Annotated in this window: 11 protein-coding genes; all 11 read right to left on the reverse strand. The window is 55.5% G+C overall.

Features of this window, described 5'->3' with window-relative positions; genetic code table 11:
• Window positions 1-5 precede the first annotated feature (5 nt).
• On the reverse strand, window positions 6-593 hold the full coding sequence (locus tag DY252_RS06345; protein ID WP_064789435.1) for a thermonuclease family protein: 588 nt from the start codon (window positions 591-593) through the stop codon (window positions 6-8).
• Window positions 565-957, reverse strand: coding sequence for a hypothetical protein (locus tag DY252_RS06350; protein WP_063088828.1), 393 nt, complete (start codon window positions 955-957; stop codon window positions 565-567). Before DY252_RS06350 ends, DY252_RS06345 begins: the two co-directional genes overlap by 29 nt.
• A gap of 28 nt (window positions 958-985) precedes the next feature.
• Window positions 986-3,094 (reverse strand): NAD-dependent DNA ligase LigA, encoded by a 2,109-nt coding sequence (gene ligA / locus DY252_RS06355; RefSeq protein WP_063088829.1) that lies wholly within the window; start codon window positions 3,092-3,094, stop codon window positions 986-988.
• Window positions 3,095-3,143: 49 nt separating this feature from the next.
• Complete coding sequence (gene recN / locus DY252_RS06360) at window positions 3,144-4,814, reverse strand: DNA repair protein RecN (protein ID WP_064789434.1); 1,671 nt, start codon at window positions 4,812-4,814, stop codon at window positions 3,144-3,146.
• Window positions 4,815-5,066: 252 nt separating this feature from the next.
• Window positions 5,067-5,837 carry an outer membrane protein assembly factor BamD gene (locus DY252_RS06365; protein ID WP_064789476.1) on the reverse strand — a complete coding sequence of 257 codons (771 nt, stop codon included), beginning with the start codon at window positions 5,835-5,837 and terminating at the stop codon, window positions 5,067-5,069.
• Between the two features lie 277 nt (window positions 5,838-6,114).
• On the reverse strand, window positions 6,115-7,083 hold the full coding sequence (gene lpxC, locus DY252_RS06370; RefSeq protein ID WP_082923522.1) for a UDP-3-O-acyl-N-acetylglucosamine deacetylase: 969 nt from the start codon (window positions 7,081-7,083) through the stop codon (window positions 6,115-6,117).
• 335 nt (window positions 7,084-7,418) lie between these two features.
• The gene (gene ftsZ / locus DY252_RS06375) at window positions 7,419-9,074 is read right to left on the reverse strand and encodes a cell division protein FtsZ (protein WP_064789433.1); all 1,656 of its coding nucleotides are present in this window, start codon (window positions 9,072-9,074) and stop codon (window positions 7,419-7,421) included.
• Window positions 9,075-9,263: 189 nt separating this feature from the next.
• Window positions 9,264-10,475 (reverse strand): cell division protein FtsA, encoded by a 1,212-nt coding sequence (gene ftsA, locus DY252_RS06380; protein WP_231959745.1) that lies wholly within the window; start codon window positions 10,473-10,475, stop codon window positions 9,264-9,266.
• A gap of 271 nt (window positions 10,476-10,746) precedes the next feature.
• Window positions 10,747-11,610, reverse strand: coding sequence for a cell division protein FtsQ/DivIB (locus DY252_RS06385; RefSeq protein WP_082923521.1), 864 nt, complete (start codon window positions 11,608-11,610; stop codon window positions 10,747-10,749).
• Window positions 11,598-12,512 (reverse strand): D-alanine--D-alanine ligase, encoded by a 915-nt coding sequence (locus DY252_RS06390; RefSeq protein ID WP_064789432.1) that lies wholly within the window; start codon window positions 12,510-12,512, stop codon window positions 11,598-11,600. The genes DY252_RS06385 and DY252_RS06390 overlap by 13 nt, the downstream gene beginning before the upstream one ends.
• Complete coding sequence (murB, locus tag DY252_RS06395; RefSeq protein ID WP_064789431.1) at window positions 12,509-13,453, reverse strand: UDP-N-acetylmuramate dehydrogenase; 945 nt, start codon at window positions 13,451-13,453, stop codon at window positions 12,509-12,511. Before murB ends, DY252_RS06390 begins: the two co-directional genes overlap by 4 nt.
• Window positions 13,454-13,459: the final 6 nt, after the last annotated feature.

A 13,459-nucleotide genomic window follows, 5' to 3' on the forward strand; every position in this document is an offset into this window, starting at 1 on the left:
TGATGTTATTCGTCGCGCTGCCAGCGGCGAACTTCAATTTCATGTTCGGGTAAACGCTCACCGCGCCGCCATTTCAAGGGATCGATAAATTCTCCTGCCCAGACGCCGGTGCGTGCCTGTCGCGCCTGATTTTCATAGGCTTCGTATTCCGGCATCTGATCGGGGCGGGCAACCGCCATGCCCCGAACAATCAGGCTTTGTCCAATATCAACCCCGTCGGCATTTCGGCAAACGGCCATGTTGCGATGATACCGGTTTTTCCCACGCACTTCGCAGGTGATCGGTGTTGCGACCAGAAGGTTGGTGGTCACCTGCCATGCCTCTGCCCCGCAAGCTGTGCTTTGGCCGTTAATCAGACACTCCTGAAAACGGTTCATGGCATCCGCCCCCCACAGATCAACACGTTTGAAGCCGAACTCAAGCGTATCAGCATCAATCGCACGCGCCGGGCCCGACAGGGTATCAAAATCCGGATCGGCCTTTGATACCGCTGGAACGCATCCCAGCATCAGGGCAAAACCAAGTGTGATCAGGCGGTGGGGAAGGGCGGGCACCATGCGGGCCTCAATACAGGTCGCTGTATCTGATTTCATCAAGCTGGGCAAAGATGACTTTCCACTTTTCATCCTGCTTGAGCAGCGCGAACGCATAGTCGCAATCAAAGATCAGGTTGTTTTCCGAATTGCCGAAGCGGAACGAAACAATTGCACGCGCCCCACCGGGAAGGGCGGAATGTTGTTCAATCACCATGGATTTCGCCATGGCAAGATCAGCATTTTTCAGTTCATCAAAGAATGAGTGATGGTATTTGTGCAGATCGTCTGAACTGCCAATAGCCTGCACGCCGGACAGATCATTGATCAGGCACGGGAAGTGGAAGAAATCATCAAGTGCGTTTTCTTCAAGCTTCAGATGGGCATCGACATAACGGCGAAAAAAACTTCCAAGGTCTTCCATCAGCACACACTCCCCGGTTAGATCATTTTTATTCCGTGGCAATCAGATCAAGCCATCCCTGTTCATCAAGCACTGTAACACCTAATTCTTCTGCTTTCTTTAATTTGGAGCCCGCACCCGGTCCTGCAACCAGATAATCGGTTTTTGCCGATACGGATCCGGCGACCTTTGCACCAAGACTTTCGGCTTTGACCTTGGCCTCGTTGCGTGAAAACAGCTCCAACTTGCCAGTAAAGACAACGGTTTTGCCATTGACCGGATTGTCGCTGACCTGCGGGGCTTCGACATCGGTTATGGTCAAAAGTCCTTGCAGATCATCCAGAACCTCTCGGTTGTGATCTTCGGCCATGAATTCGATCAGGTCCTTGGCGACACCTGGGCCGATCTGATCAATGTTGATCAGTTCGCGAAGGGCTTCGCTGTCGGCTTCATTGGCGGCAACCATGGCGCTACGCCATTCGGCAAGCGATCCATAATGGCGTGCCAGAAGCTTTGCGGTTGCCTGACCGATCTGGCGAATGCCAAGTGCATAGATAAACTTGTCGAGCCCGATGGTGCGCCGTTCATTGATGCCGTCAAACAGCTTGGTTGCGGATTTCTCGCCCCAACCTTCAAGCTTGCGGATGGCATCGCCGTGATCGCTTTCAAGGCGGAAAATATCGCCAGGCGACTTCAGCCAACCCAGTTCAAAGAACGCCTCGACATTCTTTGCGCCCAGGCCATCGATATCAAAGGCCGTGCGCGATACGAAATGTTTCAGGCGCTCAACCGCCTGTGCCGGACAGATTAGGCCGCCGGTACACCGGGTTACGGCTTCGCCTTCTTCGCGCATGGCGTGGCTGCCGCATTTTGGGCACTCGGTGGGAAATTCGTAAGGTGTTGCATCATTCGGATGATTGCCATCCTCGTCCAGAATGACCTCAACGACTTGGGGAATAACGTCACCGGCACGTTGCACAACCACAAGATCGCCAACCCAAACGCCCAAGCGGTCAATCTCATCTCGGTTATGAAGGGTGGCGTTGGATACCACGACACCGCCAACCGTAACCGGCTCCAGCCGAGCGACCGGGGTCAGGGCACCTGTTCGACCAACTTGAATGTCGATGGCCTTGATCCGAGTGCGAGCCTTCTCGGCCGGGAATTTGTGCGCAATCGCCCAGCGCGGTGACCGGCTGACGAAGCCGAGGCGCAGCTGCAGTTCAAAGTCATTGACCTTATAGACGATGCCATCAATGTCGTAATCAAGGTCCGGCCGCTGGGTTGCCAGTTCGTCATAGAACGCCATGATGTCATCGGCGTTATGAAGCAACCGGGTCAGCGGATTGGTGACAAAGCCCCACCCTTCAACCTTCTGCAGGAAATTCCACTGCGTCTGAGCCAGGCTTTCGGACAGTTCGCCAAAGCTATAGGCAAAGAAACGAAGCGGGCGTTTGGCGCTGATCGATGGATCAAGCTGGCGAAGCGATCCTGCCGCTGCGTTGCGCGGATTGGCAAAGGTTTTGCCGCCGGTTTCGGCCTGGGTCGCGTTCAGTTTCTGAAACGCAGAGCGTGCCATATAAACCTCGCCCCGGATTTCGACCACATCGGGCGCATCATCTGGAAGTGTCTTGGGGATGTCGTCAATATGGGCGACATTGGCGGTAACGTCTTCGCCTTCTGACCCGTCACCGCGGGTGGCGGCGGTGACCAGTTGGCGGTTCTCGTAGCGCAGCGACAGCGAAAGACCATCGATCTTGGGTTCGCCAACCACCTCAACCGGGCTGTGCGCCGTCAGGTTCAGGAAGCGACGAATACGGGCAAGAAAATCGACAATGTCTTCGCGCGAAAACGCATTCCCAAGTGACAGCATCGGGCGGGCATGCTTGACCTTGGCAAAGCCTTCGGCCGGGGCGGCACCGACTTCCTGTGTCGGGCTGTTTTTCTTAAGCGTCGGATAGTGGGATTCAAGTTCGATCAGGCGATTGAACAGCGCATCATATGTCGCATCCGAAACCAGCGGGTCGTCATTGACGTGATAGGCCTCGTTATAAGACCGGATACGTTCAGAAATTTCGGCATGCTGTTTGCGCGCCTCCGTGCTCGAAGACGGCAATTCGGGAAGTTCGGACATGTTTGACGCGTGTTCGGCGCTCATATTCTTTTTGTTCCGTATTCAAGGTTGGGCCGACGTGTTGACGCCGGGATCAATTGGGTTGTTCAAGCAGGCTGTCGGCGGCGGCACGTGCCTCGGCCGTCACGGAATGACCGGCCAGCATGCGGGCGATTTCTTCGCGCCGCGCACCATCGACAAGGGCATCGACGCGGGTCACCATGGTGCCGTCTGCCTCGCGCTTGGCAATATAGAAATGCGTGCGGCCACGGGCGGCGACCTGCGGGCTGTGGGTAATGACAAGGATCTGGCGTTCCTGTGCCAGAAGATGCAGGCGCTGACCAATCGCTGCTGCCGTCGCGCCGCCGACACCACTGTCGACCTCGTCAAAGACCAAACTGGGTACGGCAGAAACGCGCGCCAGAACGACCTTGAGCGCCAGCAGGAAGCGCGAAAGCTCGCCCCCCGATGCGATTTTGTTGAGCGCGCCCGGGGGACTGCCGGGGTTGGTGGCAACCGTGAACTGCACCCGGTCAATGCCGTCCTGACCCCATTCGGGTTCTTCAAGTTCGGCAATGTCTGTAACAAAGCGCGCCTTTTCCATGCGAAGCGGCGGCAATTCGGCATTGATCGCGCCATCAAGCTTGGCGGCGGCTTCCTTGCGCGCGGCATGAAGTTTCTCGCCGGCTTCGATATAGGCTTTGCGATAATCGCTTACGGCGGCGGTCAGGCGGCTCAGTTCCTTCTCGCCGAATTCAAGCTGATCGATCTGGGACCGGAAATCCTTCATCAGCGCATTCAGCCCATCGACCGGAACATTGTATTTGCGGGCGGCTGCGCGCAGGGCAAAAAGGCGTTCCTCGACATTTTCCTGATGACCGGTATCAAGATTAAGATCAGCCAAGGTGGCCGAGATCGCCCGGTTGGCTTCTTCAAGTTCGATCGCGGCACGATCAAGGGCCTCGATGATCGGTTCAAACCGGCCATCGGCCTTTTCAAGTTCACGTTCAAGGCACCGCTGCGCACTACGAAGGGCACTTTCCGTACCCTTGCCACGCGAAAGTTCCGTGCCGGCATCATTAAGGGCCGCAACCAGCTTTTCACCATGCATCAGGAACTGGCGTTCCTCGGCAAGGCGTTCTTCTTCGCCTTCTTCGGGGGCAAGCTTTTCAAGCTCATCGACGGCGTGGCGCAGCCATTCCTCTTCCTCGCGCGCCTTGTCAATGCGGGCGCGGGCAGCGTTGAGTTCCTTTTGCGTTTCACGCCAGGCGCGCCAATGATCACGCACGGTCATGGCAAGGGTGCCAAGATTGCCGTGGGCATCAAGGGTTGCGCGATGTGTAGTGGGATCAAGAAGGCCGTGTTGATCAAACTGGCCCTGAATTTCAACGCAGTAATCGCCAACATCACGCAGCAGCCCGACCGAGACGGACTGGTCATTCACATAGGCGCGCGACCGGCCATCTGACGTTACCACCCGTCGGACAACAAGGTCTTCGCCCTCAAGATCAATATCCTGATCGGAAAGCAGGGAGAAAACCGGATGGCCCTGCGGCAGATTGAAGGTTGCTGTCACACTGCATTTGTCGCAGCCATGACGGACAAGGCCGCTATCGGCGCGCGCACCCAGGGCAAGTCCAAGCGAATCAAGCAGGATCGATTTACCAGCACCGGTTTCACCCGTGAGCACGCTAAGCCCGTCGTGAAAATCGAGATCCAGTTTGTCGATAAGGACTACATTCCGAATGCTGAGGCGTCGAAGCATTGCTGGGTACTGATGTTGTTAACGGAGCAGCAGACAGGTACTTGTTGGTGAATGTGCAGAGTGCCCAATCCCGCCCGGCCTTGCAAGCCTTGCGAAGGCGAAACGGTCTGCAATTCGGTCACGGCAACGGCGTTTGGTCAAACTGCAGTAATTTCAGATGCTAACCGCAAGTTGTTCTTTTTTTGTTCTATATTGTCGCAAGGCAGATTGTCAAGCAAACCGTTGGCCTTGCGACGGTTTGGTTAGCTTAATTCAGAAAAGGCTGGAGATGGAGTTTGTGGTAGCGTCCCACCAGCTTTCCTCTTCGCGCTCTGGGGCTTCTTCGCCCAGCATGAGGCTATAGGATTCGCTGTAATATTCGCTGCCCGGGAAGTTGTGGCCCAGAACTGCTGCCGTGCGTTTGGCTTCGCCTTCAAGACCAAGCGAAAGATAGCACTCGGTCAGGCGTGCAAGGGCCTCGGGAACGTGGGTGGTGGTCTGATAGTTTTCGATCACCGCCTTGAACCGGTTGATCGCTGCCAGATACTCGTTGCGGTCCTGATAATAGCGCCCGACATCCATTTCCTTCCCCGCAAGATGATCGACCGTCAGGTCCTTTTTCAGCTTGGCATCGCGGGCATATTTGCTGTCAGGGAAGCGGCGGATAACGTCGTCAAGCGCATCCATCGCATGCTGGGTCATCTGCTGATCGCGACCGACGTCGGAAATCTGTTCGTAATAGGACAGCGCCTTGAGGTAATAGGCATATGGCACATCCGGGTTGGCAGGATGCAACGAGATAAAGCGATCCAGTGCGTTGATCGCATCGTCGTATTTGTTGTCCTGATAATAGGCATAAGCCGACATCAGGGTCGCCTTGGTCGCCCAGACCGAATAGGGGTGCTGACGTTCGACTTCGTCAAATGCCTCGGCCGCCTGTTGGTATTCCTTGGCGTCAAGCAGATCCTGCGCGCCGTTATACAGTTCGGAAACCGGACGTTCGACATATTCCGGCGCATCATTGCTTGAACATGCCGCAAGCATCAGCGACAGGCCGAGAGTTGCAATGACGTGTTTGGCGCGAACGGTACTTAGCACTGTGACGTATCCTCGAAATTTTTGACGCACTCACCGTAAAATCCGCCGGACTATATCATGCGAAGGGCGTGCTTGGGCAAGTAGTTGTGTCGTCAAATGCCGACTTTTATTCCATGTTAAATGCTGTGACACGGATAAGAAGACTGAAAACCAACGCCGAAAACAAAAAAGGCGACCACGCGGGCCGCCATTTTCATAATTTGGATGCCGGTGACACCTGATTTCAGGCGGTGGCAAGCATCGGTTCAGAAACGCCGCGCAAGGCCGCCTTGGTCAGCGGAACAACACGATATGCGTCCTTGTCTGCCAGCAACGCCTGCAGCAGCAGATTGTTGACATGGTGACCGGATTTGTAGGCGGTGACCTTGCCCTGCAACTGGTTGCCGGCAGTATAAAGATCGCCAAGCGCATCAAGGATCTTGTGGCGGACGAATTCGTCTTCGTAACGCAGGCCTTCCTCGTTCATGACTTCGTCACCGGAAAGAACAACCGCGTTATCAAGCGAACCGCCACGGGCAAGACCGGCAGAACGCATGGCTTCAACTTCATGCAAGAAGCCAAAGGTGCGGGCACGTGCGATATCGGCCACAAACACGCCGTCATCGAACTTTACGGACATGCGCTGGTTGGCAATGGCCTTGCTGGCGAAATCAATCTCGAAATCGATCTCGAACCCGTTGGCCGGTTCAACCCGTGCGGTGCAGCCGTTATATTCGACTTCAATCGGTTTCAGGACTTCGATGACATGACGCGGCGCATCAAGTTCTTCGATGCCAACGCAATCAATCAGGAAGTTAAACGGGGCGGAGCTGCCATCCATGACCGGAACCTCGTCGGCATCGATATCGATGAGCACGTTATCAATGCGCGTACCGGCAAGGGCGGCCATCAGATGTTCGATGGTCCCGATCTTGATGCCCCGGGCTGCATCACCAAGGCAGGTGCAAAGACGGGTATCGATCACGCCATCGTAACGTGCCGGAAACAGCGGCTGGTCATCCAGGTCCGTGCGGCGGAATACAATGCCATGATCGGCAGGGGCAGGGTGAAGGGTAATGCGGATCTTCTGACCGGAATGCAGACCAACACCGGCACAGCCGATAGAGGCTTTGAGCGTGCGCTGGAGCACATAACCGTCGCCGGAAAAGCCAGTCTGCGTGATAGCAGAACCAAGATCGGCAATATTGTTCACAGGAACCCCCAAATCAGGTCAGTCAGTTTGTCATCAATCAACGTCAAAGCATGTTCAAAGCCATCTTCAAATCGGATGGCCCCTGCTTTGTTAGTTTGGAACACTACTGTTGATCGAACAATCACTCAAATCACTCTTTGTTACGCTTTGTAAACTTCATAGTGATTTGAAATTAATGGATAAAATGCATTTCTGCGCGGCAACTTGCGCCGGTTGTAACCGTGTAGCTTACGGGCTTTGGTCACAATTGCCGAATTACAGCGTCATCCAAGCTGGAGCGTCCAAAAAAAAGGGGAAGGCATTAAGCCTTCCCCATCTTCGCGCGGAGATCGTCGTCAGTTGGCCTGACGACGAAGGAAGGCCGGAATTTCAAGAAGGTCGTCAGACGCGCCTTGCGTCTTGCCCCGGGAAGCAGGCTCCTTCTTCATGACATGTTCGCTGTCTTCGCCAAGCGGCATCTCGGTCTGGCGTGGTGCAGGTGCCTGCGGCTGCGAGACTTTCGGCTCCGCATAGTTGTGCGGTTCCTTGGCGGTCTTGTTCTTGCCAAACAGGCTGCTCAGAACCGAACGCGGCGAGGTTGCATTCTGGGCATCGGCTGCTTCGAATACGTCCGGGCTGTGCTGAGCATGCTCAGCTTCGCTTGGCGTTACAGCACGCGGCGGAATGAAAGCCATGTCGCCGTTGCTGGTGGGTTTCTGGACCGGCTTGTCTGCACGCAGAACAGGTTTCGGTTTCAGGACCGTCTGGCCCATTTCAATCGAACCGGTTTCCTGTGTTTCGGCCTGATGGTTGATTTCCGGCTGCTGTGCGCTGCCGGTGGCAGCAAAGCGATCAGCAGGAATGTGATCAACCGACGCGCCACCCGCATAGTCACCAGCACCCGTGTTGTGGGTAGCAGCGGCTGCTGCGTTGCCAGCGCCATGTTGTGCGAAGGACGGTGCAGCGGCGTGCTGTTCTGCCGGTTTCTGGGAAACAGTTTGTGCAACAGAAACAGTGGTCGGCTGCGGACGGCGAACTTCTTCGGCGTCTATACCGGTTGCTACAACAGAAACGCGAAGCGCACCTTCGATGGTCGGATCGAAGGTCGAACCGAAGATGATGTTGGCTTCGGATGCAACTTCCTCGCGGATGCGGTTGGCGGCTTCGTCAACTTCATACAGCGCCATATCCATGCCGCCGGTGATGTTGATCAGAACCGCACGGGCACCCTTCATGGATGCATCTTCAAGAAGCGGATTGGCTATTGCAGCTTCGGCAGCCTCAAGTGCACGTTTTTCACCCGATGCTTCACCGGTGCCCATCATGGCTTTGCCCATCTCGCTCATGACAGTGCGAATGTCGGCAAAGTCAAGGTTCACAAGACCCGGGACCATCATAAGGTCGGTAATCGAACGCACACCGTTGCGCAGAACGTCATCAGCCATCTGGAAGGCATCTGCGAAGGTTGTTTTTTCATTCGCGACCCGGAACAGGTTCTGGTTCGGAATGATAATCAGGGTGTCGACATACTGCTGAAGCTGTTCGATACCCTGTTCGGCGGTGCGCATGCGGCGCGTGCCTTCGAAATGGAACGGCTTGGTAACAACACCAACGGTCAGAATGCCGGCTTCTTTGGCCGCACGTGCAATGACCGGGGCTGCACCGGTACCCGTACCACCACCCATACCGGCGGTGATGAATACCATGTGGCTGCCTTCAAGCTGCGCCTGAATTTCTTCAATGGATTCTTCGGCGGCGGCACTACCCGCATCCGGACGTGCGCCTGCACCCAGACCCTGGGTAATCTTGCGACCAAGCTGCATCTTGCGTGTTGCTTTTGCCTGGGTCAGGGCCTGAGAATCGGTGTTGGCAACAACAAAGTCACATCCTTCAAGTTCGGATGCGATCATGTTGTTAACGGCGTTGCCGCCGGCACCACCGACACCGATAACGGTGATCTTTGGTTTTAGGTTTTCTTCCGTTTCAGGAACGGAAAAACTGATTGTACTCATTGTTTGCTCTTCCTCTCCGCGCTTTAGAGCTTAAAGATCACACAGGCCTTCCCTTTGCCTGTGCGTGCCAGAAATACTTCGGGCACAAAGACCTCCGAGTCCGTTTTAGCTGGCAAAGAGTTATTGCCTTCTTAATGCGGATAAAAGTTTTCGGGAAAATGGATAAAAAAGTGCGTTTGGGCGTGCGAACTAGAAGTTCTCTTTGAACCAGGCACCCAAACGGCCCCAACGCCCACCCGATTGACGGATTTGCGCCATGGCTTCGCTCAGGGGATCGTTCTGTTGGGCAACAGCCCGCAACAAGAGCCCCGAACAGGCCGAAAAAGCTGGGCCCGCGGTGGCTTCGGCAAGGCCCGAAACACCGTGCGGCAGGGCAATCGTGGCCGGACGTTCAAACATCTGACTGGCCAGATCGGCAATAGCGTTCAATTGGCTGGCACCACCGGTCAGAACGATGCTGCGTCCACCGATTTGCGACAAGCCGTGTTCTTCCAGCTGATCGCGGATCAATTCGAACGTTTCTTCAAGACGCGGCTTGATGATGTTGATCAGCATCGAGCGTGGCACATGATTGAAATTGTTTTCGTCTTCATCGCCGATTGTCGGAACCGCGAGGATTTCCTGATCATCGGACGGCGAGGTTAAAGCACTGCCATGCAGGGTTTTCATACGTTCCGCATGGTTAAGCGATGTATTGAGCCCATAGGCGATATCGCGCGTGACATGTGCGCCGCCGACCGGAATAGACGTGGTGTAGACCACCTGACCGGCATTAAAGACCGCCACACTTGTCGTACCTGCGCCCATATCAATCACGGTCGCGCCCAGATCGCGCTGATCAGCTGTCAGGGCTGAGAGACCCGATGCCAGCGGGGTGACGACCGTTTCCTCAATCGCAAGGTGGCAGCGTGCCAGAAGGGTGCCAAGATTGCGCAAGGGTGCGGTTTGCGTTCGGACAAAATGCAGATCAAGGCCAAGGGTCGATCCATACATGCCGCGTGGATCATTCATGGTGTTGGCACCGTCAAGGCGGAACCCCAACGGGACAGTATGGATCAGCTCATCACCGGCCTGACGCAGAAGGGCTTCCTTCTGGTCATTGAGTTTTCGGATCTCAAGATTGCCAATCGGGCGGGAGCCAAGCGGAAGCTCAACCGTGTGGGTTTCGGATTCCGGTCGACCGCCAGACAGATTGACAATGACTGAGTCGATGGTCTGACCCGCCATTTTTTCAGCGGCGTTGACCGCGGCAAGCACGACTTCCTGCGCGGCATCAAGATTGGAAATTGATCCACTTTGCAGGCCCTTGGACATGTTGTGACCAATGCCGATGATTTTTGGCGGTTGGTCCTTTTCACGTCGCGCAATAAAGCAGCAGACCTTGGACGTTCCAATGTCCAAAGCCGCAATCAATCCTGATCTGGTTTTGCCGCGTGCCAATTGAATGCTCTGAATTTTTATGGGTTATGTGGTCGGACTTTTTTGACCGTACCTTATTAAGCCTGTTTTCGACCAAAAGCGGTTGCAATTTGGTTAAGGCAGACCGTCGCATAACGCATCTTCATGCGAAAGTACGCAAAGAAGGTGGAAAAACAATCATGATATTGCGCAAGTCAGTGCCTTACGCGTCTGAAACGGGGTGCAGGATGGGGAGGGTGTCGGGGCGGTCAGTTCAGACCGCGCCCTCCTTCTTTGGCGGATTGCGCCTTTGTTCTGCGGCACCGGGTGTCAGGCGGACAAATGTCCGGTCGGGCAAGCGCAAGTCAACAATCAGAACATCGCGATCAAGGATACTGTGTTCGCGATCAAGGACTTCAAGGCGCTGCCATGCCTTTTCCATGTTTTCTTCGGGCAGGCGAATGAACATGCCGTTGGCAAGCTGGATGTTCCAGCGACGATGCCCGATGCGCTGGGCACCGGTGATTTGTTCATAAAGGTGCGGGATGGATTGCAGGGTGGTCAGCATCTCCGCCGCACTTTTCGGTGCATCGTCACCGACAAGAACTGGCAGATCAAGGTAATCACCAAGTTCGTAATTCTGAAGTTGTTCGCCGTCGCCATCGATCAACACATGATCGCGGCCCTCGGTTTGCCAGATCGCCAGTGGTTTGCGCTCAACAACCGAAACGATGAGGGTGTCGGGCAACTGGCGTTCGACGGTAGCACTTCGGATCCATGACAGCTCTTCGATGCGTTCGCGGGCGGCGTCGACATCAAATGTAATGATCGGCGTGCCCGGTTTCTGTCCGATGGCTGCCAAAAGGGCATTCGGGTCGGTTTTTTCGCGCCCTGAAACTTCGATATTCTGGACCGTCATGCCAAACGCGGCAGAAAGCCGAACACTTTCCTGCGTCGCCAGGCTCATCCATTTATCGGCCTTGCCGGTATAAACAAGGGCAGTCGGAACAATCACGATGGCACCAATGAAGCCGGTCCACCACATGACCCGCGCGATCTTTTTGACGTTGGTGCCAACGCTATGTTGTTTATCAAGCTTTTCGCGCCGTTCGCGGGCCTGTTCTTCTAGCGTTCGCACGATGCATCCTCCACCATCCATGCAACGATGTCGGCAAAGCTCATTCCGTCATGACGTGCGGCATCCGGTACCAGTGATGTCGGCGTCATGCCCGGTTGGGTGTTAATCTCAAGGATCACCAAACGGTCGTTTTCCGGGTCATAGCGGAAATCGGCACGTGCCACACCCCTGCAGCCAAGCGCCTTATAAGCTTCTTCGGCGTGACGTTGCAGGCGGTCGCGCAAATCGCCTTCGATGTCGGCAGGCACGATATGTTCGGAGCCACCCTGGGCATATTTGGATTCAAAATCATAAAAGGCGTGATTGCCGGTCAGGATTTCGATGACTTCCATCGCCTCGCCATCCTTGACGGCCACGGTCATTTCGCGCCCGGGAATGAATTCTTCCTGCATGACGCCTTCACCATGGACCCAATCACGGGCCAGCATGTTTTGTTCTTCCTCGGCCGTCAGGATGATTTCAACCCCGACAGAAGACCCTTCGTTATTGGGTTTCAAAACATAGGGCGGCGGCAATGCCTTGCCCGATGCGATGTCTTCGCGCGTCACCCAGACATGACGTGCGCAGGGAATTTCATATTCGGCAAACATTGCCTTGGCGGACATCTTGTCCATGGCAATCGCCGATGCCCGAACACCGGAATGGGTATAGGGGATGTTCATGATTTCAAGCAGGCCCTGAACCGCGCCATCTTCGCCCCAGCGGCCATGCAGGGCATTGAAAATCACGTCCGGTTTGGGATCAATGGCCGCCAATTGATGGGCCAGATCACGGTTTGCGTCGATTTCGGTAACTTTATAGCCCTTTTCGCGCAACGCCTTGGCGCATTCGCGTCCCGAGGACAGGGAAACTTCCCGTTCTGCTGACCAACCGCCCAGAATGACAGCGACATGTTTGTTCATGCGTCTTTTCCTATGATCGAGTGGCCAAGGCGTTCGCCAATGCGCCGGATTTCCCAGCGCAGCTCAACGCCGCTATGTTCTTTGACCCGCCTGCGGACCTCTTCACCCAACTGTTCAAGATCAAGGGCCGTGGCATCGCCCTTGTTGATCATGAAATTGCAATGCTGTTCGGACATTTGCGCACCACCGATGGTCAGTCCCCGGCAGCCAGCGGCATCGATAAGCTCCCAGGCGCGATCAGGCACCGGATTGGCAAAGGTCGACCCACCTGTTCGTGATTTGATCGGTTGCGATTCCGCGCGCGCCTTCTGGATTTCATCCATGCGTTTGGCGATGTCTTCGGGATCACCGGACGATGCGCGCAAGATAGCGGATGTGAAAATCCAGTCTTCCGGCAGCCCGCAGTGGCGATAGGTCATATCCATTTCATCGGGCGTGACGGTATGAATGTTCCCGCTGCCATCAATTGCGGTTGCCGATACAAGGACATCCTTGATCTCGGTGCCATAGGCCCCGGCATTCATGCGTAAGGCCCCACCGATGGTGCCGGGAATTCCAGACAAAAATTCCAGACCGGCAATGCCATTCATCTGTGCGGTTTGCGCCACATTGAGATCAAGCGCACCGGCACCGGCGTGAACCGCGCCATCCTTAACCACCACATCGGTGAACGGACGGCCAAGGCGGATGACGACGCCACGAATACCGCCATCGCGCACCAACAGGTTAGAGCCAACCCCGATCACGGTTACCGGCATATCCGCCGGTTTGCCTTTCAGGAAGGCGGCAAGGTCGGCTTCATCTTCTGGGCGAAACATCACGTCTGCCGGGCCGCCAACCTGAAACCAGGTGACTTTGGCAAGTTGTGCACCTTCGCGCAGCTTGCCACGCACCTTGGGAAGGCGGTCGATCAGGGGCGTATGGTGTTTCGGCGTGCTCATATCTGC

This window comes from Thalassospira indica, from assembly GCF_003403095.1.
Classification (GTDB): domain Bacteria; phylum Pseudomonadota; class Alphaproteobacteria; order Rhodospirillales; family Thalassospiraceae; genus Thalassospira; species Thalassospira indica.

Coding starts and splice junctions, on each gene's coding strand:
- DY252_RS06345 (WP_064789435.1), bottom strand. CDS start 593: ATGAAATCAGATACAGCGACCTGTATTGAGGCCCGCATGGTGCCCGCC.
- DY252_RS06350 (WP_063088828.1), bottom strand. CDS start 957: ATGGAAGACCTTGGAAGTTTTTTTCGCCGTTATGTCGATGCCCATCTG.
- ligA (WP_063088829.1), bottom strand. CDS start 3,094: ATGAGCGCCGAACACGCGTCAAACATGTCCGAACTTCCCGAATTGCCG.
- recN (WP_064789434.1), bottom strand. CDS start 4,814: ATGCTTCGACGCCTCAGCATTCGGAATGTAGTCCTTATCGACAAACTG.
- DY252_RS06365 (WP_064789476.1), bottom strand. CDS start 5,837: ATGCTTGCGGCATGTTCAAGCAATGATGCGCCGGAATATGTCGAACGT.
- ftsZ (WP_064789433.1), bottom strand. CDS start 9,074: ATGAGTACAATCAGTTTTTCCGTTCCTGAAACGGAAGAAAACCTAAAA.
- DY252_RS06390 (WP_064789432.1), bottom strand. CDS start 12,512: ATGAACAAACATGTCGCTGTCATTCTGGGCGGTTGGTCAGCAGAACGG.
- murB (WP_064789431.1), bottom strand. CDS start 13,453: ATGAGCACGCCGAAACACCATACGCCCCTGATCGACCGCCTTCCCAAG.